Annotated in this window: 27 protein-coding genes and 2 tRNA genes; 10 read left to right on the top strand and 19 right to left on the bottom strand. The window is 71.9% G+C overall.

Annotated elements, in window-relative coordinates; translation table 11 throughout:
- Positions 1-548 precede the first annotated feature (548 nt).
- On the top strand, positions 549-776 hold the full coding sequence (locus V6U79_RS13285) for a hypothetical protein (protein WP_334525504.1): 228 nt from the start codon (positions 549-551) through the stop codon (positions 774-776).
- Between the two features lie 6 nt (positions 777-782).
- Here V6U79_RS13285 and V6U79_RS13280 read toward each other — a convergent pair whose 3' ends face one another.
- The 6 genes from V6U79_RS13280 to V6U79_RS13255 form a co-directional block, all read right to left on the bottom strand.
- Entirely contained in the window at positions 783-1,580 is a 798-nt protein-coding gene (locus tag V6U79_RS13280; protein ID WP_334614819.1) for a carbon-nitrogen hydrolase family protein, read from the bottom strand.
- 154 nt (positions 1,581-1,734) lie between these two features.
- On the bottom strand, positions 1,735-3,030 hold the full coding sequence (gene clpX / locus V6U79_RS13275; RefSeq protein ID WP_334525510.1) for an ATP-dependent Clp protease ATP-binding subunit ClpX: 1,296 nt from the start codon (positions 3,028-3,030) through the stop codon (positions 1,735-1,737).
- A gap of 210 nt (positions 3,031-3,240) precedes the next feature.
- Positions 3,241-3,903 (bottom strand): ATP-dependent Clp protease proteolytic subunit, encoded by a 663-nt coding sequence (locus V6U79_RS13270; RefSeq protein WP_030333536.1) that lies wholly within the window; start codon positions 3,901-3,903, stop codon positions 3,241-3,243.
- Between the two features lie 10 nt (positions 3,904-3,913).
- Positions 3,914-4,555 carry an ATP-dependent Clp protease proteolytic subunit gene (locus tag V6U79_RS13265; protein ID WP_334525513.1) on the bottom strand — a complete coding sequence of 214 codons (642 nt, stop codon included), beginning with the start codon at positions 4,553-4,555 and terminating at the stop codon, positions 3,914-3,916.
- 172 nt (positions 4,556-4,727) lie between these two features.
- Positions 4,728-6,080: a trigger factor gene (tig, locus tag V6U79_RS13260; RefSeq protein WP_334614818.1), complete on the bottom strand. Its 1,353-nt coding sequence runs from the start codon at positions 6,078-6,080 to the stop codon at positions 4,728-4,730.
- 142 nt (positions 6,081-6,222) lie between these two features.
- Positions 6,223-6,296: transfer RNA gene (locus V6U79_RS13255), tRNA-Pro, on the bottom strand.
- 288 nt (positions 6,297-6,584) lie between these two features.
- On the opposite strand from V6U79_RS13255, the gene V6U79_RS13250 reads away from it, so the two are divergent.
- Positions 6,585-6,658: transfer RNA gene (locus V6U79_RS13250), tRNA-Gly, on the top strand.
- A 377-nt stretch (positions 6,659-7,035) separates the two neighbouring features.
- Here V6U79_RS13250 and V6U79_RS13245 read toward each other — a convergent pair.
- The 3 genes from V6U79_RS13245 to V6U79_RS13235 form a co-directional block, all read right to left on the bottom strand.
- Complete coding sequence (locus tag V6U79_RS13245) at positions 7,036-7,983, bottom strand: hypothetical protein (RefSeq protein ID WP_334525519.1); 948 nt, start codon at positions 7,981-7,983, stop codon at positions 7,036-7,038.
- Positions 7,980-8,312: a PadR family transcriptional regulator gene (locus V6U79_RS13240; RefSeq protein WP_334525522.1), complete on the bottom strand. Its 333-nt coding sequence runs from the start codon at positions 8,310-8,312 to the stop codon at positions 7,980-7,982. Before V6U79_RS13240 ends, V6U79_RS13245 begins: the two co-directional genes overlap by 4 nt.
- Before the next feature lie 170 nt (positions 8,313-8,482).
- Entirely contained in the window at positions 8,483-9,109 is a 627-nt protein-coding gene (locus V6U79_RS13235; protein ID WP_334614817.1) for a hypothetical protein, read from the bottom strand.
- 389 nt (positions 9,110-9,498) lie between these two features.
- Between V6U79_RS13235 and V6U79_RS13230 the strand changes: the two genes are divergently transcribed.
- A complete protein-coding gene (locus tag V6U79_RS13230; RefSeq protein ID WP_334525807.1) occupies positions 9,499-10,026 on the top strand; it encodes an HAD domain-containing protein in 528 nt (175 codons plus the stop codon).
- Positions 10,027-10,071: 45 nt separating this feature from the next.
- Entirely contained in the window at positions 10,072-10,401 is a 330-nt protein-coding gene (locus tag V6U79_RS13225; RefSeq protein WP_334525528.1) for a hypothetical protein, read from the top strand.
- A gap of 41 nt (positions 10,402-10,442) precedes the next feature.
- Here the strand turns inward: V6U79_RS13225 and V6U79_RS13220 are convergent, their stop codons facing one another.
- On the bottom strand, positions 10,443-11,390 hold the full coding sequence (locus V6U79_RS13220) for an NADP-dependent oxidoreductase (protein WP_334614816.1): 948 nt from the start codon (positions 11,388-11,390) through the stop codon (positions 10,443-10,445).
- Positions 11,391-11,699: 309 nt separating this feature from the next.
- Between V6U79_RS13220 and V6U79_RS13215 the strand changes: the two genes are divergently transcribed.
- Positions 11,700-12,242, top strand: coding sequence for a DUF4259 domain-containing protein (locus tag V6U79_RS13215; RefSeq protein ID WP_334525534.1), 543 nt, complete (start codon positions 11,700-11,702; stop codon positions 12,240-12,242).
- Positions 12,243-12,281: 39 nt separating this feature from the next.
- On the opposite strand, the gene V6U79_RS13210 is transcribed toward V6U79_RS13215, so the two are convergent.
- Positions 12,282-13,175, bottom strand: a complete 894-nt coding sequence (locus V6U79_RS13210) for an aminoglycoside phosphotransferase family protein (protein ID WP_334614815.1) — start codon at positions 13,173-13,175, stop codon at positions 12,282-12,284.
- Positions 13,176-13,377: 202 nt separating this feature from the next.
- Between V6U79_RS13210 and V6U79_RS13205 the strand changes: the two genes are divergently transcribed.
- Positions 13,378-13,638, top strand: coding sequence for a hypothetical protein (locus V6U79_RS13205; protein ID WP_334525538.1), 261 nt, complete (start codon positions 13,378-13,380; stop codon positions 13,636-13,638).
- Between the two features lie 146 nt (positions 13,639-13,784).
- On the opposite strand, the gene V6U79_RS13200 is transcribed toward V6U79_RS13205, so the two are convergent.
- Positions 13,785-14,336: a hypothetical protein gene (locus V6U79_RS13200; RefSeq protein ID WP_334525541.1), complete on the bottom strand. Its 552-nt coding sequence runs from the start codon at positions 14,334-14,336 to the stop codon at positions 13,785-13,787.
- Between the two features lie 113 nt (positions 14,337-14,449).
- On the opposite strand from V6U79_RS13200, the gene V6U79_RS13195 reads away from it, so the two are divergent.
- Positions 14,450-15,685: a GNAT family N-acetyltransferase gene (locus V6U79_RS13195; RefSeq protein WP_334614814.1), complete on the top strand. Its 1,236-nt coding sequence runs from the start codon at positions 14,450-14,452 to the stop codon at positions 15,683-15,685.
- Positions 15,686-15,737: 52 nt separating this feature from the next.
- On the top strand, positions 15,738-16,064 hold the full coding sequence (locus V6U79_RS13190; RefSeq protein WP_334614813.1) for a hypothetical protein: 327 nt from the start codon (positions 15,738-15,740) through the stop codon (positions 16,062-16,064).
- 39 nt (positions 16,065-16,103) lie between these two features.
- Here V6U79_RS13190 and V6U79_RS13185 read toward each other — a convergent pair whose 3' ends face one another.
- The 4 genes from V6U79_RS13185 to V6U79_RS13170 all read right to left on the bottom strand — a co-directional run bounded on the left by V6U79_RS13185 (position 16,104) and on the right by V6U79_RS13170 (position 18,996).
- Positions 16,104-16,571, bottom strand: coding sequence for a ribose-5-phosphate isomerase (locus tag V6U79_RS13185; RefSeq protein WP_334525551.1), 468 nt, complete (start codon positions 16,569-16,571; stop codon positions 16,104-16,106).
- A 63-nt stretch (positions 16,572-16,634) separates the two neighbouring features.
- Positions 16,635-17,846 (bottom strand): DUF1015 family protein, encoded by a 1,212-nt coding sequence (locus V6U79_RS13180; RefSeq protein ID WP_334525553.1) that lies wholly within the window; start codon positions 17,844-17,846, stop codon positions 16,635-16,637.
- 70 nt (positions 17,847-17,916) lie between these two features.
- Positions 17,917-18,225 carry a hypothetical protein gene (locus V6U79_RS13175; protein WP_334525555.1) on the bottom strand — a complete coding sequence of 103 codons (309 nt, stop codon included), beginning with the start codon at positions 18,223-18,225 and terminating at the stop codon, positions 17,917-17,919.
- Positions 18,226-18,372: 147 nt separating this feature from the next.
- A complete protein-coding gene (locus V6U79_RS13170) occupies positions 18,373-18,996 on the bottom strand; it encodes a mycothiol-dependent nitroreductase Rv2466c family protein (protein ID WP_334525558.1) in 624 nt (207 codons plus the stop codon).
- 221 nt (positions 18,997-19,217) lie between these two features.
- Between V6U79_RS13170 and pepN the strand changes: the two genes are divergently transcribed.
- Both pepN and V6U79_RS13160 read left to right on the top strand, forming a co-directional pair.
- On the top strand, positions 19,218-21,767 hold the full coding sequence (gene pepN / locus V6U79_RS13165) for an aminopeptidase N (RefSeq protein WP_334614812.1): 2,550 nt from the start codon (positions 19,218-19,220) through the stop codon (positions 21,765-21,767).
- A 369-nt stretch (positions 21,768-22,136) separates the two neighbouring features.
- A complete protein-coding gene (locus V6U79_RS13160; RefSeq protein WP_334614811.1) occupies positions 22,137-22,412 on the top strand; it encodes a Uma2 family endonuclease in 276 nt (91 codons plus the stop codon).
- 75 nt (positions 22,413-22,487) lie between these two features.
- Here V6U79_RS13160 and V6U79_RS13155 read toward each other — a convergent pair whose 3' ends face one another.
- The 3 genes from V6U79_RS13155 to V6U79_RS13145 form a co-directional block, all read right to left on the bottom strand.
- Positions 22,488-22,901, bottom strand: coding sequence for a DUF5130 family protein (locus V6U79_RS13155; protein ID WP_334614810.1), 414 nt, complete (start codon positions 22,899-22,901; stop codon positions 22,488-22,490).
- Positions 22,888-23,169, bottom strand: a complete 282-nt coding sequence (ctaJ, locus tag V6U79_RS13150; RefSeq protein WP_334525569.1) for an aa3-type cytochrome oxidase subunit CtaJ — start codon at positions 23,167-23,169, stop codon at positions 22,888-22,890. The genes V6U79_RS13155 and ctaJ overlap by 14 nt, the downstream gene beginning before the upstream one ends.
- Positions 23,170-23,242: 73 nt before the next feature.
- Complete coding sequence (locus tag V6U79_RS13145) at positions 23,243-24,706, bottom strand: amidase (protein WP_334614809.1); 1,464 nt, start codon at positions 24,704-24,706, stop codon at positions 23,243-23,245.
- Positions 24,707-24,855: the final 149 nt, after the last annotated feature.

Genomic DNA, 24,855 nt, shown 5'->3' with positions numbered 1-24,855 from the left:
ATTGGCACTGGCTTATCTAGCACCCTGTTGAGTTCTCAAAGAACAACCACACACCGCCGAGAAGCCCTGCTCTGCAGAACCCCCGTCCGGGGCAACCTCTCTAACTTACCCGCTCCGTCCCCCGCCGTCAACCCGTTCGGGTTGATCAACTTGGTTCGGCTCGGTCCACGCTCACGCACGCCGTATCCGGCGGTCGCTTCTGTCGTGGGAGATGGCAGACCGGCCGATCGCCGCTTCGCGGCTCTCCGCCCGGCTCCTGCCGGCTTCCGAACTCTACCCGGTCAGTTCCGCGATCGCAACCCCGTCTTCCGGGGCACTTCGCACCGCCCGTTCCTCAGTCTCGCTCGGCGTCTCCGCCACGATCCTGGCGCCCGTTCTCGGCCGGTTCGTCCGGCCTCCCCCGTGCAGAGAGAAAGTTACGCGGAGCGTCCCGAGAAGGCAAATCAATGATCGTCTCTCAGTCTGGCACCGCCATCGAGGGGGTCAACGCCCGAACTCCCGACCGGCATTCCCGCCCGGGAGGGGAGCGGCGTGCCAGAGTGGCAGCCATGGATGACGTCTCCCCCTCGCCGGCGGTCACCCACGCCGAGGAAGCGCTGCTGGGACTCCTGCTGCCGTTCTGGCAGCTGGTGATCGCCGCGGTGGTACTCGTCGTGGTGGTGCTCTCCATCGCCCGCCTGGCACGGCGCGGGCGGTCCCGGATGAGCACCGCACTGCTGGTGACGGCGACGGCGATCGTCGGCCTGGCGCTGCTCGGCGCGTTGCTGCAGAGCTGAAGGGGGTCAGAGGCGCCGGTTGGCCAGGCTGGGCAGCTCGGCACGGATCGTGTCCAGGCGATCGAGGTCCAGCTCGACAACGGTCATCCCCGGACCGTCCGACACCTGGCCGAGCACCGTGCCCCACGGGTCGACGACCATGCTGCGCCCGAAACAGGTACGCCCCGGCTCGTGGTCACCGGTCTGCCCGGCGGCGGCCACGAAGCACTGGTTCTCGATCGCCCGGGCCCGCAGCAGCACCTCCCAGTGGTCCCGGCCGGTGTGCATCATGAACGCCGCGGGCACGACCAGCAGGTGCGCGCCCCCATCGGTCGCCAGCCGCCGGTACAACTCTGGGAACCGCAGGTCGTAGCAGATGGAGAGGCCCACCCGCAGGCCCTCGACGTCGACCACCACCGGCTGCTCCCCCGGCGCCACCGTGGCCGACTCCCGGTAGGACACCCGGCCGGGGATCTCCACGTCGTACAGGTGGATCTTGCGATAGCTGGCGGCGAGCGTGCCGGACCGGTCGAAGACCATCGACGTGTTCCAGGTGTGCTGAGGATCCGGACCCGCCTCGTGGAAGGAACCGGCCACCAGCCAGATGCCGAGCCGGCGCGCGACGTCGGCGAAGAACGTCCCCACCGTGCCGTCCACCGGCTCGGCCGGCGGCATCCCGGCGGCCGGGCCGAGATAGTCCACGTACTCCGGAAGGACGGCCAGGTCGGCGCCGGCCGCCGCGGCCCTGCCCAGCAGGGCCTCGGCGGCGGCCAGGTTGGCCGCACGGTCGTCGCGGGCGTTGAGCTGGCAGACGGCGACGCGCATGGAGATCAGGGTACGGGCGGACGGTGGCCGGCGACAGCCTCGGACGCCGGCGGCGACGCCGAGCCCGGCGCGCCGCCGGGCCAATCGGATCCCGTACGCACGGAAGCACGGCCCCCGCGGGGGCCGTGCTTCCGGTGTCAGTACGCGTCGACGGTCAGGCCGACTTCTCCTCGCGATCCCGGCGGGCGCGCCGGCCGGTGAACTCCCGCGGCACGATCGTCGGGTTGACGTTCTCCAGGACGACCTCACGGGTGATCAGCACCCGCGCGGCGTCGGGGTTGCTCGGCACCTCGTACATCACGGAGAGGAGGACCTCCTCCATGATGGCGCGCAGGCCGCGGGCGCCGGTGCCGCGCAGCATGGCCTGGTCGGCGATCGCCTCCAGGGCCGGCGGCTCGAACTCCAGCTCCACGCCGTCGAGCTCGAAGAGGCGCTGGTACTGCCGGACCAACGCGTTGCGCGGCTCGGTGAGGATGCGGACCAGGGCGCTGCGGTCCAGGCTCCGGACGTTGGTGATCACCGGCAGCCGGCCGATGAACTCCGGGATCAGCCCGAACTTGAGCATGTCCTCCGGCATGACCTGGCTGAAGATGTCGTCGGTCGAGCGGTCGGAGACCGACCGGAGGCGGGCCCCGAAGCCGGTGCCGCCGTGTCCGGTGCGGGCCTCGATGATCTGGTCGAGCCCGGCGAAGGCGCCACCGCAGATGAACAGCACGTTGGTGGTGTCGATCTGGATGAACTCCTGGTGCGGGTGCTTACGCCCGCCCTGCGGCGGCACGTTGGCCACCGTGCCCTCGAGCATCTTGAGCAGGGCCTGCTGGACACCCTCGCCCGAGACGTCCCGGGTGATCGACGGGTTCTCCGACTTGCGGGCGATCTTGTCGACCTCGTCGATGTAGATGATGCCGGTCTCGGCGCGCTTGATGTCGTAGTCGGCGGCCTGGATCAGCTTGAGGAGGATGTTCTCCACGTCCTCGCCGACGTAGCCCGCCTCGGTCAGCGCGGTGGCGTCGGCGATCGCGAACGGGACGTTGAGCATCCGGGCCAGGGTCTGGGCCAGGTGGGTCTTGCCGCAGCCCGTCGGGCCGAGCAGCAGGATGTTGGACTTCGCCAGCTCCACGGCATCGCTGCCGGAGCCCGGCGCGCCGGCCGCCTCGGCCTGGATCCGCTTGTAGTGGTTGTAGACCGCGACCGCGAGCGCCTTCTTGGCCTGGTCCTGGCCGACCACGTAGTTGTCGAGGAACTGGCAGATCTCCATCGGCTTGGGAAGCTCTTCCCACTTCACCTCGCCGGACTCGGCCAGTTCCTCCTCGATGATCTCGTTGCAGAGATCGATGCACTCGTCGCAGATGTAGACCCCAGGCCCCGCGATGAGCTTCTTGACCTGCTTCTGCGACTTGCCGCAGAAGGAGCACTTCAGTAGGTCGCCGCCGTCACCGATCCGTGCCACCTACGTTCTCCCTGCACTCGTCAGCCGGAACGCCGGCCCTGACCTGCGGGCGCGAGGCGCCCGTCCGTCTTGATCCATCCGCCGGTCCGACCCGGTGGAGCGGTACGGACCCGACGTTACCCGCTGCCGGGGGTTTCTCCGACCCCCAAAACGGGTGTGTCAGAGGCCGGCCGGGAACCCATTCCCCGACCGACCTCCGACGCAAACTGCTCAGCGCGCCGCGTTGGCGGCGAGCAGGCCCTTCTTGCGGCTGGTCAGGATCGTGTCGACCAGCCCGTACTCCTTGGACTCCTCGGCCGTCATGATCTTGTCGCGGTCGATGTCCTTGCGGACCTGCTCGATCGGCCGGTTGCAGTGCCGGGAGAGCATGTCCTCCAGCTGCGTCCGCATCCGCAGGATCTCCCGGGCCTGGATCTCGATGTCCGAGCCCTGCCCGTAGCCGCCCTCGGTGGCCGGCTGGTGGATGATGATCCGCGAGTTCGGCAGGGCCATCCGCTTGCCCGGGGTGCCGGCCGACAGCAGGACCGCCGCCGCGCTGGCCGCCTGCCCGAGGCAGACGGTGGAGATGTCCGGGCGGACGTACTGCATGGTGTCGTAGATCGCCGTCATGGCGGTGAACGAACCACCCGGCGAGTTGATGTACATGATGATGTCGCGGTCCGGGTCGGTGCCCTCGAGCGTCAGCAGCTGGGCCATCACGTCGTTGGCCGACGCGTCGTCCACCTGGACGCCGAGGAAGATGATCCGGTCCTCGAAGAGCTTGTTGTACGGGTTGGACTCCTTGACCCCGTACGACGTGCGCTCGACGAACGACGGCAGCACGTAGCGGTTGTGCACGGCCGCGAACTGGGGCGGCAGGCTCAGGTCGGTCATCGTCAGCTCCTCAGCTCAGGGTCCCGGCGCCATCCGGAACCTGCGCGGCCCCGATGATCACCTTGTCGATGAAGCCGTAGTCCATGGCCTCCTGGGCGGTGAACCAGCGGTCACGGTCGGAATCCGCCTCGATCTGCGCCTGGGTCTGGCCGGTGTGGTGCGCGACCCGCTCCTGGAACATCCGCTTCGTGTAGAGCATCTGCTCGGCCTGGATCGCGATGTCCGACGCGGTGCCACCGAGGCCACCGGACGGCTGGTGCATCATGATCCGGGCGTGCGGCAGGGCGTAGCGCTTGCCCTTGGTGCCCGCGCAGAGCAGCAGCTGGCCCATGGAGGCCGCCATGCCCATCGCCACGGTCGACACGTCGTTGTCGATGAACTGCATGGTGTCGTAGATCGCCATGCCGGAGTAGACCGAGCCACCCGGCGAGTTGATCCAGAGGTTGATGTCGCGGTCCGGGTCCTCCGCCGCGAGCAGCAGCAGCTGCGCGCAGATGCGGTTGGCGACCTGGTCGGTCACCTCGCTGCCCAGGAAGACGATCCGCTCCTTGAGCAACCGGTTGTAGACCGAGTCGTCGAGGTTGCCAATGGTGTCGCCACCGCGGGCCTCGATCGCCCGTAGCGGCTTCGCTGGGATGTGCATGTCGGTCATGGCAGCCCTTCGCTCTCCGTACCGTCGTACCCGACATTAACCGCTCAGCCGGGTGATCGACTCCCGGTCGGGGCACTGTTCGCTCTCAGCGCAGCTGACCTGGAGACGTACCCGGAAAACGGCTTCGGCCGCCGTCCACCGCAAGGGGCGGACGGCGGCCTACCGGGATCGGTCAGTGCTCGTGGTCGTGGTCGTGCGCCTGCTCGCTCTCGGCCCGCAGCGCGTCGAGGGTGACCTCGTTGCCGGCGGAGTCCTTGATCTTGATCTTCTCCATCACCGCGGCCAGGGCCTTGCCGCGCCGCACGTCACCGAAGACGGCGCCGGCCGCGCCGGAGCGCACCAGCTCGTCGTAGTACTGCTGCGGGGCCATTCCGGCGCGCTGCGCCCGGTGGACGATCTCGTGGCCGAACTCGTCGTCGGAGACCTGGACGTCCTCGGCGTCGGCCAGGGTGTCCAGCAGGAGCTGGATCTTGACACCCTCGGTCGCCGCCTCCTGCAGCTCGGTGTCGATCTGCTCCTCGGTCTTCTCCTCGGCGGCGAGGTACTCCTCCAGCGAGGCGCCGATCCGCTCGAGCTGGTCGACCATCGCCGCCTTGCGGCTCTCGACCTCCTCGCGGACGACACCCTCCGGCGCCGGCACCTCGGCGGCCGCGACCAGCTGCTCCAGGGCCTTGTCCCGGGCGGCGTAGATCTGCTCGACCCGCTTGCCCCGGGTGACCCGCTCGCGCAGGTCGTTGCGCAGCTCCTCGATCGTGTCGAACTCGCTGGCCATCTGGGCGAAGTCGTCGTCCAGCTCCGGCAGCTCCTTCTCCTTGACCGTGCGGACGGTCACCGCCACCTCGGCGTCGCGGCCGGCGAAGTCGCCGCCGACCAGCTGGGTGGTGAAGGTGGTGCTGTCGCCGGCGGCCAGACCGACGACCGCCTCGTCCAGGCCCGGCAGGAGCTGCTTGCTGCCCACCTCGTGGGAGATGTTGCTCGCCGAGCCGCCCGGCACGTCCTCGCCGTCGACAGTGGCGTTCAGGTCGATCTGGACGTAGTCGCCCTCCTGGGCGGCCCGCTCGACGGTCTTCAGGGTGGCGAACCGCTCGCGCAGGTTCTTGACCTGCTCGTCGATCTCGCTGTCGTCGATCTTGAGCTCGTCGACGGTCACCTCGACGGTGGCCGGGTCCGGCAGGGTGATCTCCGGGCGGACGTCGACCTCGGCGGTGAAGTTGAGCGAGTCACCGTCGTTGAACTCGGTGATCTCGACCTCGGGGCGACCGAGGGTCTTCAGGTCGTGCTCGCGGACCGCGGCGAGGATGTTCTGCGGGATGGCCTCCTGCACCGCCTCGTTGAGGACGGTGCCCCGGCCCACCCGCTGGTCGATGACGGCGGCCGGCACCTTGCCCCGGCGGAAGCCGGGAACCTGGACCTGCGAACCGATCTCCCGGTACGCCTTCTTGAGGCTCGGCTCGAGCTCGACGAACGGCACCTCGATGGCGAGCCGCACGCGCGTCGGGCTCAGAGTCTCGACGGTGCTCTTCACAGGCGTACTCCTTGACGGATCTCAGTTGAGTCTGGGCGTGATTCAGCCCATCGAGTGTAGGCGAGCCGACGCGGCCCACCGGCAGCGCCCGGACACCCCGCGAAAACGGCGGCACCCGGGACGACCCGGCCGCGGACGACAGTCGGGGTGGCGGGATTTGAACCCACGGCCCCTCGCTCCCAAAGCGAGTGCGCTACCAAGCTGCGCCACACCCCGTGGCGACCAGAAGTGTATGACGTCGGCACCGGCCGGAGGTGCCGGGGCGGCACCCAACGCGCCGAACCACCACTAAAGGGACACATCCCGGCGCCCGGGAGGTGGCGTCGGGCAGCGCGTGGCCGGGTGGGGAGGCGACAACTTCCGGGAAACAGTGGTCTCCCTCGCGTACGGAGGCCACTGTTTCCAGGAAGTTGCGCGATCTTGGCGGCGGCGCAGGACCGCCTCTGCGCGTACGGCGGGCGGACCGGGTAGGCTGTCGGCGCGTCCCGCGGTGGCGGGGCGGCTGCGGGCGTAGCTCAATGGCAGAGCTTCAGTCTTCCAAACTGACGGTGCGGGTTCGATTCCCGTCGCCCGCTCCACACACGAAGGCCCAGGTAGACCGCATGAGCGCGGCACCTGGGCCTTCCGCTTCTCCCCTGTGCTGGATCTCCGCGTGCCATTAGCTCCCCTGACGGTCGCCCTGCTGGCACGATCTTTGGCGTGAAGTGGTGGCACGCCTCGCTGGGCGACGTCCGCACGACGGCGCAGGCGGAATGCGACCGCAGAGGCTGGCCGTGGCAGGAGCCAGTGTGCTTGCGTCGCAGCCTCCTCGGCTTCCGCGTCTGGACCAACGCCGGGGTGAGAGACAACAACCCCTGGTTCCTCTTCGACAGGTCCGGCCGAATCGTCAAGGCTGGGTACGCCAGCCGAAGACCGCCGGAGCAGTAGGCCCGCCGGGGGACTCGGGCGGGGCCTGCTAGGTGCGGGCCTGGCGGCGGAGGCCGAGAGCGCCCGCGGTCAGCAGGGCGACGGCCCCGATGACCAGCGCCCAGAACCACTGGCTGCCGAGAATCTCGGGCTGGCCCCAGACGCCCTGGGCTCTGAGCGACAGCATCGCGATGATGAGCGGGATGAGTAGCACCCCGGCCGCGATGGTCACCCGGGCATCGACGGCGGCCCACAGCAGGAAGCCGGCCATCAGGACCACGGTGGCCCCCGGTTGCAGGCCGATCGTCACGTCGTAGTCGGTGGGCAGCAGGAACACCGCGACCGGCACGGCGAGCAGCCAGGCCATCGGCTGCCGCGTGCCCGGCGCCGGCCAGGGGATCAACGGCACGATCAACAGCACGGCGAGCGGCAGGGGCCAGATCGTCGGGTCAGTCGCCGCGAGGTCGCGGATGAGCTCGATCGGTGGATAGTGGCGCTCACCGGTGACGTTGTCCACGCCGACGAAGCTGAGGCGCAGGACGACCAGCGTCGCGGCGAACGCGCTGAGCGCCGCCAGCAGGCCCAGCACGTATCGCCCGCCGGCCACCGCGGCGAGGGCCAACGCGGCGATGACGGTGACCAATGGGTGGATCAGGTCAGGCGGATACTCCACGGCACGGTCGGTGACGAAGCGAGGGAGGACCCTGCCGGTCTTGGCCAGGCTCCCGGCCGTGGCGTACGCCAGCAGCAGGAGCACGGCCAGTCGCAGCGACCCGAGCAGGGCCGGGCCAGTCGAGCGTGCGCGGTGCGTGCCGGCGCGGGTCTGCAGTCCGCGTAGGACCAGGACCGCCGCCTCTCGCGTCGTCGGGCGCCGCTGGTCGGCACCGGCGGCCTCCATGAGCGTGCCGATCATCTCCGCGCCGCGTTCACGCCGGTAGCGCTTCGGGTACGCGCGCAGCAGCAGCCGGTACCGCGCCTCAAGTGCCTCCTGCGTCATGCCGGCCTCACCGCCCGCACGCGCAGCGCCGGTCGCTCGATCACGACGCGCGCAGCGTGGATCATCCGATCGGCCTCGGCGCGGAGCACGGCAGCTCCCTCGTCCGTGAGGTCGTAGTAGCGCCGCGCCCGCCCGTTGACCACCTCCTCGTCAACGACCCGGAGGAGCCCTTCGGCGCTGAGTCGGTCGAGCGCCGCGTAGAGGGTGCCAGCCGCCATGCGTACCCGACCGCCCGACAGCTCCTCGGCGCGCTTGATGATCGCGTATCCATGAAGTGGACCGTCCATCAGCGCGGCGAGCGCGTAGTAGCTCTGTTCGCGGATAGTCATGCCGAGAGAATATTCAGTTGAACTGAGTACAGCAAGGTTCGTGGGTATGCGGAGGGAACGACCACGCACGGCTGATCCCGGGCCGGTCGGCCCTCTCCCCCGCTCCGATCTCGCGGCCGTCCGTGGGCCACTGGCCGCCCCGGCCGCCTCCGCCCGGCGCCAACCAGCGTCTACGTGTCGTACTCGCCGCTGTCCCAGGGCTCGGTGAAGGCCATGTAGTTGCCGGGCTGGACCTCCACCCACCAGCTACCGCCGTCGCCTTCCGGAGGGCGGCAGATGAGACCGAAGGTGACCCCGAAACGCTCGACCGCAAAGGGCTTCACCTCGATCCGGTCGAAGGTGACCGGACCCAGTTCACGCAGCCGGCCTTCGTAGCGCTCCGTGCGGGCAGCCCTGTCCATGGACGCACGGGGACCGAAGGCGTCGATCATGGCATCGGTCAGCGTGCCAACTCGGTCGAACACGTACAGAGCTACGAACTCGGCGCCATCGTCTCCAGAAACGAACGGAGTGGTCAGAAAGAACTGACGACCATCCGGAAGATGCCCCACGTGTTCGGCCATGTAGTCGTCATGATCGATGGCGACGAGGGCCGGTGGATCGTGATGCATTGGCAAGTAGTAGATCCTCTCCCCGAGTCCGGTCAGGTAGAGCGCCACGGCATGGGACACGCCCTGGTCGAAGGTCCAGTGGCGCTGATCGTTGACGACGGACACCACCTCGGCTTCCGTCAGGTCTGGATTGCCGCCACCCAGCCGGTACATCCAGACCAGGCCGAGCTGCGTGAGCCGGGCCACGGCGCTAAGCCCGAGTCGGTCGCCCCGCTCTCAGGTACCGACTGGCCGGCACTGGAAAGGCCGGCGTACGCCGAGAGCTCTCACCAGTCGTCGCGCCCCGGCCGACGATCCATCGACCGCATCCGTGTCCCCGCTCACGGCGACACGGTATCGCCCGCATCGGAACCGTGGGCTCCCGAAGCTCGCTGCACATCGATCGCCTGTGCCTCGCTGGTGCGACTGCACCCACGTCCATCGCGGCTGCGACCACCAACTTGGGTCGCGGGCGTCGGCGTCATCGTCGATGGCAGCGCGTCACCAGAGGTCCGGCCGGTTGCTGCGGCCAGAGCGGTGACTGCTGTCGCGCTGAGCGCGATGAGGTTGAGGCGCCCGATACGGTTCCCCGCGTGATGACCGGCACCACCGACCGTCCCTTGATCTTCCTGGACGTGGACGGAACGCTGATTCCGTTCGCAGCCCGACCCGTCAGCCGCGAACGTTCCTCGGCCGGTGCCGGCGTTCGACCCCCGAGCGGCACTGGCAATCCTCTGCTCGACCGGCTCGACCTGGATGACGGGCGCCGACTGTCGGCGCTGGGATGCCAGTTGGTCTGGGCGACGACGTGGATGGCTGAGGCGAACGAGGTCATCTCGCCACGACTCGGGCTTCCGGATCTGCCCGTCGTCGAGTGGCCGGACGGCGACGGCGATCCGGCACAGGGTCTGCACTGGAAGACCATGTTCCTCACCCGGTGGGCGGCCGGACGCCCTTTCGTGTGGCTCGACGACGAGATCACCGCTGCCGACCGGCAGTGGATCGCGGGGCACCACCACCCGGGGCGGGCGCTGGTGCACCGTGTCGACCCGTACGTCGGCCTGACCGACGCAGACTTCTCAGCGGTCCGCCGATGGCTCGGGCAGGGTGACGACGACACCTGACCACGGAAGACCCCGGGGTTGCAGCGATCCGGAAGGATCACTGCCATGGCAGAGGTCGACAAGGCGGTCGAGCGGATCCGGGCGTCCGGGGCCTATCGGCTGCTCGTCATCGGGTTCCGCTGCCTGCCGCTCGGAGCGGTGCTGACGGGTGGGGCCATTGGCGTGGTCGCCCTGTGGTCCCTGAAGCCGCCACTGGTGTTCGTCCCGGTCGTCATCGCGTTCGGGACCGTCTTCGTCGGGGTGGCCAGCGTCTGGGCCGGGCTGCTGACCCTGTACGTCCGTCGTCTTATGCCCCGTGGGGGCACCGATCGACACGCGGCTCTCATGCGGGCTCTGCGACGGGACGTGCTGGCGCCGGTACGGCGGGGCAGGTAGCGGCGCGACGGCCGCCCCCGCCGACAGATCCCTACGAGGCCTTAGTCGGCGACGTGGACGACGATCTTGCCGCGCCGCTTACCCGTCTCGAGCGCCTCGTAACCGGAGCGGGTCTCGCTGAGGGGCAGCACCCGGTCCACCGCCGGCCGCAACCGGCCCTGGTCGACCAGTTCCGCGATGGCGCGCAGGCCCTCCCGGTCGGGTTCGACGACGAAGAACACCCCGCGGACGCCGTGCCGGGCCGCCTCCTGCTGGTCGGGAGGCGCGGCGACGCTGACCAGGATGCCGCCCGGCTTCAGGACCGACCAGGACCGCGACTGGGTGGATCCACCGACCATGTCGACGACCACATCCGCGTCACGGACGTGATCCTCGAAGCGCTCCTGCGCGTAGTCGATGGCCTGCTCGGCACCCAACTCCTTGACGAACTCCAGGTCGGCCGCCGCCGTGGCGCTCACCCGCGCACCGAGGCCCGCCGCGAGCTGGACCACGTAGCTCCCCACGCCGCCGGCGCCACCCTGCACCAGCACGTGCTGGCCGGCCCGCAGGTCGGCGTGATTCACGAGTGCCTGCCAGGCAGTCAGGGCGGCCAATGGCAGCGCCGCGGCCTGGTCGTGGTCGATGGTGGCGGGTTTGGCCGCCACCACGGCCGCGGGCACGGTGACGTACTCGGCGGCGGCGCCGTCGCGGGTGAAGGGGATCAACCCGTAGACGGCCTCCCCCGCGGCGGGGCTCTCCACCCCCGCCCCGCACGCCGCGACGATGCCCGAGAACTCGTGTGACGGGATGCTCGGGGTCCGCTCGGGTCCTGTCCCGTCCATGCTGTACGTCCAGGTCGCCGGCCAGGTGAGTTCCTTGGGGGTCATCGACGCGGCCTTCACCGCCACCAACACCTCATCGGGGGCCGGCTCGGGCCGCGGCACCTCCTCGTACACGAGCTGTTCCGGGCCGCCCCGGGTGTGCGCCCGCACGGCGCGCATGGTGCTCATCTGACGGCTGCTCCTCTCCCACCCGCATCCCGGTCACCCGCCGGCCACCCCCCGGGTGGGCAGGGATCAGGCTGACTTCCGGATTATCCCGAGCTTCGGCAGCCGACCTGCCCGATTCCGCGGTCCCTCGCCCGTCGGGCGCGCAGAACGCCCGGATGGCGGCAGGCCGAGACGGTCGCGCCACCCCCGGCCCTCGCCCTGACCGCGTCGAGGCCGCGCCGCCGTCCGCTCAGCCACGGGCCGGCGGCCGGGACGTGGCCGCGATCAGCGAGCAGGGCAGCTCACCCTTCCGCCCGCGGGCGATGAGCGGTGCGGTGCGATCGTCGACCCGGACGGGACCAGTGCGCAGCGGCCAGTCGACGGGTCCCCTCCAACGAGCAGCGGCAGTGGGAACGTGGGGAGCACACCCCCTTCGGCAACGATCACGCACTGGACCTGGTCGACGAGCTTGCCGAGCTGGACGAGCGGGAGAAGGAGGAGCACCTCCGACAGCTCTTCGGCGAGGTGCTGGCTCCTCCGGCCGGCGGGCGGCTGTGGCCGAAGGAGGTCGTCGCCGGTGCCGCCCTCGTCGCGCTGGCCCTGCCGGGCGGCGCGGCGGTGGTAACCGACGAGGCAGGCGGCCACGACAAGGAGGAAGACGTCGAGGACAACTGGGGAACGGCGGTCCCGTCCGCGCCCTCGGCCGAACTGCTCTCCTTGGCGGTCGAGGCGCTGCAGGTAGTCACAGTGCCGGCAGGTCAGTGGTGTGCCGGCTGGCGGCTCAACGAGGACCGCGCCGCGGCGCTGGGCCATGTGACGACGATCGCCACCGTGCTGCGAGTCGCGATGGCCACCGGGCCAGGGGGCGGCTGAGCGCACCGCCGCGACAGCTGATCCGGCTGCGGACGAGGGTCAGTAGTCGCCGAGGACCTGCGCCAGGGCGTGGGATGCCTGACGGATCATGCCGGGGTTGGTGTTCCAGTAGTAGGGCAGGGCCAACACGGCCTGGAGGAGCGCCCAGCCGCGGCCACGCAGCCACGAGGCGTCGTCGACGTCGAGTTCGGCGCGGAACCGCTCGCGGCTGTCGCCGGCGAACACGTTCCACGCCGGTTGCAGGTCACAGGCCGGATCACCGACGTTGAGGCAGCCGAAGTCGATGACCGCCGACAGGCGACCGTCGACGACCAGCAGGTTGCCCGGCAGCAGGTCGCCGTGCACCCACACCTCCGGGCCGTCCCACGCCGGGGCGTCGAGCGACTCGCGCCAGGAGCGGAGGGCGGCCGCGCCGTCGATCCGGTCGCCGAGCTGCCCGATCGACCGTCGGACCGAATCGTCGAACTCGGCGAGGGGGCCGCCACGGTGACGGGGAGGGCGCGGGAAGGCGTCGGAGGTGTCGATCCGGCGCAGCGCGGCCACGAACGCGGCGAGGTCGACGGCGGCCCGGTTCAGGTCGTCGATCGCGCCGTTGGCGTTCTCACCCGGCAGCCACTCGCACACCGACCAGTCGAAGGGGTAACCCTCCGCGGGTCGCCCCATCGCCACCGGCACCGGCAGCGCGAGCGGCAGGTGCGGCGCGAGCTTCGGCAGCCACTCCGCCTCCTTCGCCGCCTGCGCGGTGGCCCAACCGATCCGTGGCAGCCGGGCCACCAACCGCTCGCCCAGCCGGTAGATGTCGTGATCGGTCCCGTAGGAGGCGACCTGCCGGACCGGCAGGTCGGCCCAGCGCGGGAACTGCCCGGCCAGGAGGCGACGCAGCAGGTCGGGGTCGGTCGAGATCTCGTCGGCATGCATCCTGGTCGCGCTCATCGGCGTCATCCTCGGCGAACCGCCTCCCAGCGGCAACCGGGTTCCTCGGCCACCCCGGACCAGGGGCGGGCGGCTGACCACCGGCCGGGAGAAGGGGCTTCGGGCCGTACCGCTTCACCAGGGACGGGTGCCCCGGGCCGCTTCGCCCGCCATGGCCGGGCGGGTCGTTTTCGCGCGGCCCGGCCGGGGTACCGCAGCCGACATGGACACGAAGACGAACGCATACCTGCTCGGTGGCCCCCTCGACGGGAGCACGCGGGAGGCGCAGAGCGCCCTGCACGAGGTCGAACTCGACGGCATGATCCACCGCTACGTGCGCACCACGAAGCAGCACGGTGACGAGACGGTCTACAACTACGACGGCATGGTGGCCCCCGACGGCGGTGAGCCCGGCGTCGAGGACCCGGCCGCCCGGGTGGCCTCACCCAAGGCGGACGCGGAGGGGCACGGCGGCACCCACTGACCCGGGGTCGCCCCGGCCCACCGCGGATGAACCGCGGTGGGCCGGGTAAGCACCGCCGTCCTGGTGGGGAGACGACCTGCGTCGCGGCGACCCGCGACGGACACGCGGGCGGGCGGCCATGTGCCGACCCGCCCGCCGTGCGTCGGTCACCTGCCGCTGAGGAAGTTCCAGACGTCCACGACCCACTCGGTCTGCTGCAGGTAGGCGACGCCGACCCCGACGAGGAAGACCGCGGTCACCAGGTGGGCGCCGCGCGCGCCGCGCCGGACCCGGCCCAGCTGGCGCTCCCAGATCACCCGGCCGAGCAGCCGGGACAACGCGAAGAGGCCGACCGCGACCAGCAGGCTCAGCACGAAGGTGAGCAGCGGCGCCCCCAGGTCGCCCCGGCCGGAGATCGCCCAGATCCCCCAGCAGACGAACGCGAAGAGCGCGCCCGCCGCGCTCCACTCGCCGCCACGTCGCAACTGCGCCAGGTGCCAGCTCATCGGCCGGCGCGGCGGGGCCTGATCGGACCAGTCGTGCCCGTGCTCGTGCCCGTCCGCGTCCACCACCGGGAACGGCTCGGTACGCGGGACCCGGCGCTGGCCCACCGAGGCGACACCCCGTTGGAAGCCGTCCCGCTGCGGCGGCACCCCGACGCCGGGCTGCGGCGGCACCTCCACGGTCCGTTCCGCCCACGGCTGCGTCTGGTCTGCCATCTCTGTGTCCTCCCCCTGACCGGTGCCGGCCTAAAGGCCGACCCGCTGCCTTCGAGGGTAGCCAGCCGGCAAATGGGTCGCCGTCCCGCGCGGTGATGGACTAGACAGGTTCGATGACCCACCCCGTGCCGGAGATCCGGGTCGCGTCGGCCGACGACTTCGACGACATCGCCCAGTTGATGGCCGACGCGTTCCACAACCCTTTCGACGCGGAGGCCCGGGAGGTGGAGCGGGGCATCTTCGAGCCCGACCGGGGGCTGCTGGTGCGCGACGGCGGCGCCGCGGTGGCCCACGCCGCCGCCTTCACCCGCAAGCTGACCGTGCCCGGTGCCACGGTGCCGGCCGCGCACGTGACGATGGTCTCGGTGGCCGTCACCCACCGCCGGCGCGGGCTGCTGACCGCGCTGATGCGCCGGCAGCTGCGGGAGCTCCAGGACGCCGGCCGCGAGCCGGTCGCGGTGCTCTGGGCCAGCGAGGGGCGGATCTATCCTCGGTTCGGCTACGGCCTGGCCGCGCAGCGACTCACCGTGGAGTGCCGGGCCACCACCGAGCTGCGGCTGCCCGAGCCCACCGCCGCATCGGGCACGCTTCGCCTGGCCGATCCGGCCGCGGCGCGACCCGAGCTGGCCCGGGTGTACGAGCGGGTGCGCCCCGACCGCCCCGGCTGGTCGACCCGGGACGAGCGCTGGTGGCGGTACGTGCTGGCCGACCCGGCCGCCTGGCGGGGTGGGGCGATGCCGCTGCGGGCGGTGCTGCACGAGAGCCCCGACGGCGTGGACGGGTACGCGCTCTGGCGTACCCGCGACGAGTGGGACCGCTTTGGCCCCCGGGGGGAGGTCCGGGTGCACGAGGTCGTCGCGGCGAGCCCGGCGGCGTACCTGGCGCTGTGGCGCACGCTCTTCTCGGTCGACCTGACCCGGCAGCTCTCCGTCACCCGGCTGGCCGTGGACGATCCACTGCTGCACCTGGTCGACGAGCCGCGCGCGCTCGGTGCCCAACTGGTCGACGCCCTCTGGGTACGGCTGGTCGACGTGCCGGCCGCGCTGGCCGCCCGCCGGTACGCCACCGCCGTCGACGTGGTGGTCGAGGTGACCGACCCGCTGCTGCCGGAGAACACCGGCCGTTGGCGGCTCACCGGCGGCCCGGACGGCGCGACCTGCGTACGCACCGACGACCCGGCGGGGCTGGCCTGCGACGTACGGTGCCTGGGCGAGCTCTACCTGGGCGGCGCGGGGCTGGGCGCGCTGGCCGCCGCCGGTCGGGTCCACGAGCTGCGGCCCGGTGCGCTCGCCGCCGCCGGACCGGCCTTCGGCTGGCACCGCGCCCCGGCCCCGATGGAGATCTTCTGACCGTCCCCGGCGAGGTGCTGCCGGGCGGCGGCCCGGACGGTACGGTCGGCTGATGGCGGAGGCGGAACGACGGCGACGGCGGCTGCGGCACCACGCCGACGGTGCGGCGGGGGGCGACGGTCCGGCGGCGGCCACCGCCGAGGTGCACGACGGGTCGCCCCCGCCCCGGGTCCGGCGGGGCCCCGGGGGCGATGAGGGCGAGCGCGGCCTGCGCGGCCTGGTCGGCTCCGGCTCCTCGCAGGTGGGGGTGACCGCCGCGCTGCGGGCGCGGGACGCCGCCCGCCCCGGCGACGAGGACCTGGCCGAGGCCGAGGCCCGGCTGGTGATCGTCCGGCGCAACTGGGTGCCCCGGGAGGACCTGCCCCGCTCGGGCCGCTGATCCGGGCCGACCGCGCGGCCGGCCCGGGTCACGGGCAGGTCAGGGCAGATCGGGCAGCTGGCGGGTGCGCTCGTACTCGGCCATCTGGGCGATCCGGCGGCCGTGCCGCGGGTTGCCGGAGAACGGCGTGGTGAGGAACGCCTCGACGATGGCGGTCGCCTCGTCCAGGGTGTGCTGGCGGGCGCCGACGGCCACGATGTTGGCGTCGTTGTGCTCCCGGCCCAGCTGGGCGGTCTCGATGCTCCAGGCCAGCGCCGCGCGGACGCCGGCGACCTTGTTCGCGGCGATCTGCTCGCCGTTGCCCGAGCCGCCGATGACCACTCCGAGGCTGCCCGGGTCGTTGACCACCCGGTCACCGGTGTGCAGGCAGAAGGCCGGGTAGTCGTCGTCCGGGTCGAAGGTGTGCGGGCCGACGTCGACCAGCTCATATCCCTGCGTGGCCAGGTGGTTGGCCAGGTGCACCTTCAACTCGAAACCGGCGTGGTCGGATCCCAGGTAGACGCGCATACCGCGCAGTCTGTCAGGCTCCGCCCCGGTACGCCGCGCGGGCGGCGTACCGGGGCGGATTCGTCACAGCGTCGGCCGGGGCAGCTCGGCGACGACCAGGCCACCGCGCGCCTTCGGGGTGAACCAGGTGCTCTTGCGGGGCATCTTCTCCCGGGCCAGGTTCACCGCGACGAAGTCGTCCACGGTCACCGGGGCGATGAGGATGGCCAGTTCGGCGCGGCCGGCGTCGACCTCGCCGGTGAGCCAGCTCGCCGGGTAGTCGCCGCCGACGTAGGTGATCCGCTTGTCGCCCGGGTCGAGGCCGAGCGCGTCGCGCAGCAGCAGCCGCTCGACCAGGGCGTGGTCGAGGTTCTCCAGCCGCCCGGCGCCGTCGGCGTGCGGCAGGCGCACCGCGTACCCCTGGCCGGCGAGCCGGAGCACGACGGTGCCGCCGGTCGCCGGGACCTCGACCGGGCCGTCGACCGGGGTGATCTCCGCGCCGACGGCGCGGAGCCGGTCGAGCAGCTCGTCTCCGGTGGTGGTCAGCTCGCTGACCAGCCGGTTGTAGGGCTGGATCGCCACCGACGCCGGCGTGGTGACGACCGAGAGGAAGCGGGGCAGGCCACCGGTCTGCGCGGCGAGGCTGCGGTGGTTGCCGTCGGCGACCACCAGCTCGCCGCCGCCGGCGAGGGCGGTCAGCTCGTCCTGCCGCGGGCCGGGGCCGAGCAGCCAGATGGCGTGCGTCCGGCCGGCCTGGTCGGTGTCGGTCGCGGCGGGCGCCCCGGCCGACTCGGTCGCCGCCGTGAGCGCGGCGTGCAGTTCGTCGCCGCGCCCGGTCTGGAGCAGAAGTACGGGCGAGAGCAGGTGCCCGAGCGCCTCGGCGAGCGCGACCCGCTCCCGCACCTTGGCGATGAAGACGTCCTCGTTGCGGATGACCAGGCCCGGTTCGTCGGCGCTGGTGGAGATCTGGTCGGTGTCGACCATGGCGAAGAGGCCGTACGCCGGCTCCTCCTGCGGGGCGCTGATCCGGTACAGCACCACCACCTGCTCCGCCGGGGTGTAGCTGCCGTCGGCCTTGGCCTCGGCGAGGCGGGCCACCGCGTCGGGCAGCGCGTCGAGGAAGGACTTCCCGAGGCTCTCCGGCGCCCGGTGGGGCATCTCGATGCCGAGGGCACTGTGCGGGTTCGCCTCGATGATCGCGGTGATCTCCGCGTCGTCGGCGAACTCGTCGTAGTTCTGCGCGCCGGTGCCGCCAGTGGTGATCCAGGCCCGGGCGATCGGATGCACGACCGTCATGCCGGTGACGCTACCGGCGTCCGGGGCCCGGAGGTCGGCCGCCCCACGGCCGGTCCACCAGATGAACCACTCAGTTCCAGTCGACCACGACGGTGCCGGAGCGGTGCCGGCCGGCCGGCCCGGGGACGGTCACGCCCGGCCGGTCACCGAGACCGGCGGGCCGGGCCGGGCGTTTCCCGGGCGGGGTGGCCCGGGAGGTGACGGGGACCCGGGCGACGCCCACCACGATCGGCGGGGCCAGCAGGTCGACCATGTCGTCGGGCAGGGTCGGGCTGACGAGGGGCCAGTGGCCGTCGTCGACCGACCAGTAGGCGGGGATCTCGGCCACCTCCTCGCCGATGGAGGTGTCGTCGGCGGACGGACGGCGGTGTTTGGCCATCGGGGAGCCTCCGGGTGCACCGGGTGCGGGCGCGCGGGCCGCTGCGCTGGACACCTGGAGAAACGACCCCACGTACGGGAGGGTGACGCGGACTGTCGGAGGGGCCCCGGCCCGCCGCTGGCGTCGCGCCGGGGCCCCTCCTTCCGGTCAGTCGAAGATCGGGCCGAGTTCGCGGGAGCGCTTGAGCTCGTAGAAGCCGGGGGTGCCGGCGACCAGCAGGACGCCGTCCCAGAGCCGGCCGGCGGCCTCGCCCTTCGGCGCCGGGGTGATCACCGGGCCGAAGAAGGCGACCATGCCGCCGTCCGGGCCGGGGGCGTGGATGACCGGGGTGCCGACGTCGGTGCCGACGGGGCGCATCCCGGCCTCGTGGCTGGCCCGCAGCGCCTGGTCGTACCCGGTGGACTCGGCGGCCTCGGCGAGCTGCGGGTCCAGGCCGGCCTCAGTCAGCGCCGCCGCGAACAACTCCGGGCCGAGCTTCTCCTGACCGAGGTGGATCCGGGTGCCCAGGGCGGTGTAGAGCTTGGCGACGGCCTCCGAGCCGTACCGCTGCTCCGCGGCGATGCAGATCCGCACCGGGCCCCACCCCGTCCGCATCAGCTCCTGGTACTGCTCGGGCAGGTCCCGGCCCTCATTGAGCACCGACAGGCTCATCACGTGGAAGCGGATGTCCACCTGCCGCACCTTCTCGACCTCCAGCAGCCAGCGGGAGGTGATCCACGCCCACGGGCAGATCGGGTCGAACCACATGTCAACGGCGACACGCTCGGTCACGGTGAGATCCCTTCACGACGGGCGCGCCGGCAACCCGACGCTGCTGTCTCCGATCCTCACCCCGAGGGGCATCGACCGGTAGCGGAATGAGAGCGTGAGCTCGGCCACCGCGGGGCGTCGGTGCATGGAAGACTCGGCTCGGGCCGGCCGTCACGAGCGGCCGAGGGGGTCGGCGCGCCGCGAGGCGGCGAGAATTGGGATGGAGACGAACAGTGCCGGGAGTGCGCAACCTGACGCAGGTCGAGGCGACCGAGCGGGCCCGCCTGCTGGAGGTCACCGGGTACGACATCAACCTGGACCTGTCGACCGCCGTGCAGCCCACGGGCCGCACGTTCCGGTCGGTGACCGAGGTCCGGTTCCGGTGCACCGAGCCGGGCGCGAGCACCTTCATCGAGGTCGCCGCCGAGTCGGTGCGCTCGGCGACGCTGAACGGCGCCGAGGTCGACCTGGGCGGCTGGTCGGCGGAGAAGGGGCTGACCCTGCCCGGCCTGGCCGCCGAGAACGTCCTGGTCGTCGACGCGGACTTCGGCTACTCGAACAGCGGGCAGGGCCTGCACCGCACGGTGGACCCGGTCGACGGCGAGACCTACCTCTACAGCCAGTTCGAGACGGCGGACGCGCAGCGGGTCTTCGCCGCCTTCGACCAGCCCGACCTGAAGAGCGTCTACACCTGGCACGCCACCGTCCCGGAGCACTGGCGGGTGGTGTCCAACATGCCGATCGGGCGCGAGGAGCCGGCCGGCGAGGGCCTCAAGGCGGTCCACTTCGTGGAGTCGCCGCGGATGAGCACCTACATCACCGCGCTCTGCGCCGGGCCGTACCACGAGGTGCGGGAGAGCCACGACGGCATCGACCTGGGCGTCTTCTGCCGGGCCTCGATGGCCCCGCACCTGGACTCCGACGACCTGTTCCTCATCACCCGGCAGGGCTTCGACTTCTTCCACGAGCAGTTCGGGGTGCGCTACCCGCTGCCCAAGTACGACCAGCTCTGGGTGCCGGACTTCAACGCCGGCGCGATGGAGAACTTCGGCTGCGTAACGCACGCCGAGTCGCACTACCTGTTCCGCTCCCAGGTCACCGACTTCGAGTACGAGCAGCGGGCCAACACGATCCTGCACGAGCTGGCGCACATGTGGTTCGGCGACCTGGTCACCATGCGCTGGTGGAACGACCTGTGGCTCAACGAGTCGTTCGCCGAGTGGGCCAGCCACTGGTGCAACACCCACGCCACCCGGTTCACCGAGGCGTGGACGACCTTCCTGTCGATCCGCAAGAACTGGGGCTACCGGCAGGACCAGCTCTCCTCCACCCACCCGGTCTACACCGAGATGCCGGACCTGGAGGCCGTCGAGGTCAACTTCGACGGCATCACGTACGCCAAGGGCGCCAGCGTGCTCAAGCAGCTCGTCGCCTACGTCGGTGAGGAGCCGTTCCTGGCCGGGCTGCGCGCCTACTTCGGCAAGTACGCCTGGGGCAACGCCACCTTCGACGACCTGCTCTCCGAGCTGGAGACGGCCTCCGGCCGGGAGCTGCGCAAGTTCGCCGCGCAGTGGCTGGAGACCGCGCAGGTCAACACGCTGCGCCCCGAGGTCACCATCGGCGCCGACGGCGGGTACGAGCGGGTGCTGGTCCGCCAGGAGGCGACGGCCGCCCACCCGACGCTGCGCACCCACCGCATCGGGGTGGGCCTGTACGACCTCACCGACGGTCGGCTGGTCCGCCGCGAGCGGGTCGAGGTCGACGTGGCCGGCGAGCAGACCGAGCTGTCGGTGCTGCACGGCAAGCGGGCCGCCGACGTGCTGCTGCTCAACGACGAGGACCTCACGTACGCCAAGCTGCGGCTCGACGAGCGGTCGATGTCCACGGTGGTGCAGCACATCGCCGGTTTCGAGTCGTCGCTGGCCCGTGCGCTGTGCTGGACGGCCGCCTGGGACATGGTCCGGGACGCCGAACTCGCCGCCCGCGACTACGTGGCGCTGGTGATGTCCGGGCTGCCCGCCGAGACCGACATCAACCTGATCCCCGCCACGCTGCGGCAGGCGACCACCGCTCTCAGCCTCTACGTCGACCCGGCCTGGGCACCGACCGGCTGGGCGGGGTTGGCCCGCACCGCGAGGACGGCGCTGAACGCCGCCGAGCCGGGCAGCGGCTTCCAGCTCGCCTGGGCCCGCGCGTACACCTCGGCGGCCCGCTCCGACGAGGACCTGGCGACGCTGCGCGGCTGGCTCGCCGGCACCGGGGTGCCGGCGGGGCTGACCATCGACACCGAGCTGCGCTGGGCGATCCTCCAGTCGCTGGTGGCCAAGGGCGCGGCCGGCCCGGCCGAGATCGAGGCCGAGCTGGCCGGCGACCGGACGGCCAGCGGCGAGCGGGAGGCGGCGTACGCGCACGCGCTGGTGCCGACCGCTCAGAACAAGGGCGCCGTCTGGGCCGAGCTGACCGGCCCGGAGGCGCTGCCGAACTGGCGCAACCGGGCGCTGCTGCAGGGCTTCACCCACCCGACCCAGGTGGAACTCACCGCGCCGTACCGGGAGCGGTACTTCGCCACGGTGGCCCAGGTCTGGAGCCAGCGCGACAGCGAGCCGGCGCAGGAGTTCGTGCAGCTGGCGTACCCGGCCTACCTGGTCGAGGAGGAGACGGTGGCGGCGACCGACGCCTGGCTGGCCGCCGCCGCGGACCAGCCGGCGCCGCTGCGCCGCCTGGTCGCCGAGGGCCGCGACGGCGTCGTCCGGGCGCTGCGGGCCCGCGCGAAGGACGCCCAGAGCGCCTGACCGGGAGTACGCGGCCGGGGCCGGCGTGGGTGGGAGCCCGCGCCGGCCCCGGCCGTTATCGTGTGGCGAGGAGGTGGACGTGATGGCACAGCCGACGCATCAGTGGCGGCCACCCGAGCCTGACTGGCGGGAACAGGACCTGTTCGACCTGCCCGAGGACGGGAACCGCTACGAGATCGTCGACGGGAGTCTGCACGGGACCCCACCTGCCGGGCCGGAACATCATGAGCTGGCGGACGACATCCGGATGACGTTGCGGCAGACGGCGCCGGACGGCTGGCGGGTGATTCGCGAGATCGGTGTGCGGGTGCCGGCGGGCAACCTCATCCCGACATCACCGTGCTCAAGCCGGGTGCCCCTCGGGACAGGATGTGGGCGGAATGGACGGACCTCGCCCTGGTCATCGAGGTGGAGTCGCCCAACAGTCGCCGCCACGATCGGTTGACCAAGCCCGCGCTCTACGCGGAGGCGGGCATCCCCTCCTACTGGCGGGTCGAACGCGGCGACTTCGGTCCAGTCGTCTACCGCTACACGCTGGTCAAGGGCGTCCACTACAACCTGCTCGGCACGGTCGGGCCGGACGACCCGGTGCGGATCGACGAGCCCTGGCCGATGCGACTCGATCCCTCCGCCTGGCCCCGCTGAGAAACTGGCCCCGCTGAGAAACGAGAGAGCCCGGCCCGCGTCACGCGGGCCGGGCTTCGTCGTACCTGCCGGGACTCAGCCCCTGCCGGCGTGGCTGGCGAGCTGGTCGAGGCCCTGGATGATGCCGCCGGCCAGGTCACCGCCGCCGAAGGACGCGACCATGCTCAGCGCGGCGAGCTTGACGTACGTGTCGGGGATCCGCTTGCGCGCGTACCGGCCGGTGACGATCTCCAGCTGGCGCTGGTTGGGCGACACGGCGATCAGCACCGACCGGTCGGGCTCGGCGAGCTGGCGGTGCAGCCGCTCGGCGTGCTCGCGGATCGGCTCGTCCAGGCCGCCCACGTAGACCGAGAAGACCAGGCCGCTGCCCTGGTCGGCCAGGCGCAGCGCCTCGTCGATACGCAGCAGTTGGCGGGTCGAGAAGGGCCCGTCCAGCACGTCGGGCGGGGTGCCCGTGCCCGACCCGGGCTGCAGCTCACCAACGGTCACTTGCGCCTCCGGTTCCACCGGCCGGTGCCTCGACGCCGGCCTGCTCCTGCTTGCGGCTGGTCAGCGCGGGCGCCTGCGCGCCCGCGGCCAGGGCGGTGCCGGCCGAGTCGGCCAGCTGCTCCGGGTGGCCCAGGAACCAGACCGGAGTGAAGTCGAAGGGTCGGCCCGGCCGGTAGCGCTTGGCGCCACCACCGTGGCGGTTGCCGGCGAAGATCAGTCCGACGATCACCAGCACCACGGCCGCCGGGATGCCGACGAAGATCAGCAAAGTGTCAGTGACAGACAATCCCAACGCCCCCAGGCGGAAAGAGAGACCAGAGCATCCGGTTTCGGGTGGGCGATCATGCCGCGGACCGCCCGAGCCCACTGCCATTCACGTTAGCGGAGTCGACCCCCCGCCAGATTGCGGGGTGCCGATCCCACCCGTCACTGCAGTGTTCCAGTTGCGCCGCGGCGGCGACCAACCGGGCGTCGTCGCCGTAGCGACCGGACAGCAGCACCCCGACCGGGAGGCCCGCCGCAGTACGGCCGACAGGCACCGACACGGACGGATCGCCCGTGACGTTGAAGATGGCGCAGTACGGCGAGAACCGGCGTTGGCGGTCGAAATCCGCTGCCGGGTCCCCGTCGGCGGTGAACCAGCCCACCGGCGCCTGCGGCGCGCTGAGGGTGGGGCAGAGCAGCAGGTCGTAGCCGGCGGTGCGACGGGCCCCGAGCCGTACCTGCGCCTGGAGCTCGCCGAGCGTGGTCAGCAGCGCGCCGGCGCCGAGCGCGGCGCCCCGCTCGCGCAGGAACCGGGTCAGCGGCAGCAGTTGGGCCTCCCGCGCGGGGGGCACCGGGGCGAGCGCCAGGGCGTACCAGACGGTCTCGAAGAGCGGCCACGTCGCGGGCCCGAGCGGCGGGTCGATCTCGACCACCTCGTGGCCGGCCGTGGTGAGCAGCGCGGCGGCCCGGTCCACGGCGGCGACGCACTCCGGGTGGACCGGCTCGTCGGCGAGCATGGGGGCGGTGAACCGCCCGACGCGCAGCCGTCCCGGGTCGGCCCGGCGGGCCACGCCGAGGTAGCCGCCGGCGGGTCGGGGCGGCGGCAGGTACGGCTCGCCGGGCACCGGCACCGCCATCGCGTCGAGCAGGGCGGCGACGTCGGCGACGGTGCGCCCGATCGGGCCGTTGGTGGGCAGCCCGAACGCGCCGAAGCCGAGTGGACCGCCGGAGACCAGCCCCCGGCTGGGCTTGTAGCCGACCAGTCCGCAGAGGGCGGCGGGGATGCGCAGCGACCCGCCGCCGTCGCTGCCCTGGGCGACCGGCACCAGCCCGGTGGCGACCGCGGCCGCCGCGCCGCCGCTGGACCCGCCGGCGGTGTACGCCAGGTCCCAGGGGTTGCGGGCCGGCGGCGCGACCAGGCCCTCCGAGTAGAGCGAGCAGCCCAGCTCGGAGGTGGTGGTCTTGCCGAGGCTGACCAGCCCGGCGGCGGTCATCAGCCGGACCACGTCGGCGTCGACCGGCGGGACGAAGTCGACGAAGGCCGCCGAGCCGAAGGTGGTGCGCACGCCGGCGGTGAGCGTCAGGTCCTTGATCGCGGTCGGTACGCCGTGCAGCGGGCCGCGCCGCTCGGCCGGCACCGCGTCGGCGGCCCGCGCGGCGTCGAGCGCCCGCTCGGGCGTGACGGTGACGAACGCGCCGACCGTGTCGCCGAGCGCGTCGACCCGCGTCAGGTGGTGCGCGACCAGTTCGGCGCTGGTCAGCTCGCCGCGGGCGATCGCGGCCGCCTGCTCCAGCGCGGTCAGGTCGTGCGGCTCGGCCATTCCCTCATCCTGCCCGGTCGGACGCCGGTGGCGGCGACGACACGACCGACCGCCGGGCGGCGAGGACGCCGGTTGCCACATATCGCGATGACAGGGGCCACCCGGGATTGGCTGCGGCGGACGCCGCGACGGACTATGACGTATCGATG

Source organism: Micromonospora psammae, from assembly GCF_036902725.1.
Lineage (GTDB): Bacteria > Actinomycetota > Actinomycetes > Mycobacteriales > Micromonosporaceae > Micromonospora.
This window is presented reverse-complemented; position numbering and strand designations above follow the sequence as displayed.

What these genes read in the sequence shown, in the direction of transcription:
- V6U79_RS13200 (WP_334525541.1), bottom strand. Translation starts at nt 14,336, where the DNA reads ATGGCAGACCAGACGCAGCCGTGGGCGGAACGGACCGTGGAGGTGCCG.
- V6U79_RS13160 (WP_334614811.1), top strand. Translation starts at nt 22,137, where the DNA reads ATGTGGGCGGAATGGACGGACCTCGCCCTGGTCATCGAGGTGGAGTCG.
- V6U79_RS13180 (WP_334525553.1), bottom strand. Translation starts at nt 17,846, where the DNA reads ATGACGGTCGTGCATCCGATCGCCCGGGCCTGGATCACCACTGGCGGC.
- V6U79_RS13205 (WP_334525538.1), top strand. Translation starts at nt 13,378, where the DNA reads ATGGACACGAAGACGAACGCATACCTGCTCGGTGGCCCCCTCGACGGG.
- V6U79_RS13230 (WP_334525807.1), top strand. Translation starts at nt 9,499, where the DNA reads ATGACCGGCACCACCGACCGTCCCTTGATCTTCCTGGACGTGGACGGA.
- V6U79_RS13175 (WP_334525555.1), bottom strand. Translation starts at nt 18,225, where the DNA reads ATGGCCAAACACCGCCGTCCGTCCGCCGACGACACCTCCATCGGCGAG.
- V6U79_RS13190 (WP_334614813.1), top strand. Translation starts at nt 15,738, where the DNA reads ATGGCGGAGGCGGAACGACGGCGACGGCGGCTGCGGCACCACGCCGAC.
- V6U79_RS13185 (WP_334525551.1), bottom strand. Translation starts at nt 16,571, where the DNA reads ATGCGCGTCTACCTGGGATCCGACCACGCCGGTTTCGAGTTGAAGGTG.
- V6U79_RS13240 (WP_334525522.1), bottom strand. Translation starts at nt 8,312, where the DNA reads ATGACTATCCGCGAACAGAGCTACTACGCGCTCGCCGCGCTGATGGAC.
- V6U79_RS13195 (WP_334614814.1), top strand. Translation starts at nt 14,450, where the DNA reads ATGACCCACCCCGTGCCGGAGATCCGGGTCGCGTCGGCCGACGACTTC.
- V6U79_RS13285 (WP_334525504.1), top strand. Translation starts at nt 549, where the DNA reads ATGGATGACGTCTCCCCCTCGCCGGCGGTCACCCACGCCGAGGAAGCG.
- V6U79_RS13220 (WP_334614816.1), bottom strand. Translation starts at nt 11,390, where the DNA reads ATGAGCACCATGCGCGCCGTGCGGGCGCACACCCGGGGCGGCCCGGAA.
- V6U79_RS13270 (WP_030333536.1), bottom strand. Translation starts at nt 3,903, where the DNA reads ATGACCGACCTGAGCCTGCCGCCCCAGTTCGCGGCCGTGCACAACCGC.
- V6U79_RS13145 (WP_334614809.1), bottom strand. Translation starts at nt 24,706, where the DNA reads ATGGCCGAGCCGCACGACCTGACCGCGCTGGAGCAGGCGGCCGCGATC.
- V6U79_RS13225 (WP_334525528.1), top strand. Translation starts at nt 10,072, where the DNA reads ATGGCAGAGGTCGACAAGGCGGTCGAGCGGATCCGGGCGTCCGGGGCC.
- V6U79_RS13265 (WP_334525513.1), bottom strand. Translation starts at nt 4,555, where the DNA reads ATGACCGACATGCACATCCCAGCGAAGCCGCTACGGGCGATCGAGGCC.
- V6U79_RS13280 (WP_334614819.1), bottom strand. Translation starts at nt 1,580, where the DNA reads ATGCGCGTCGCCGTCTGCCAGCTCAACGCCCGCGACGACCGTGCGGCC.
- V6U79_RS13245 (WP_334525519.1), bottom strand. Translation starts at nt 7,983, where the DNA reads ATGACGCAGGAGGCACTTGAGGCGCGGTACCGGCTGCTGCTGCGCGCG.
- V6U79_RS13210 (WP_334614815.1), bottom strand. Translation starts at nt 13,175, where the DNA reads ATGAGCGCGACCAGGATGCATGCCGACGAGATCTCGACCGACCCCGAC.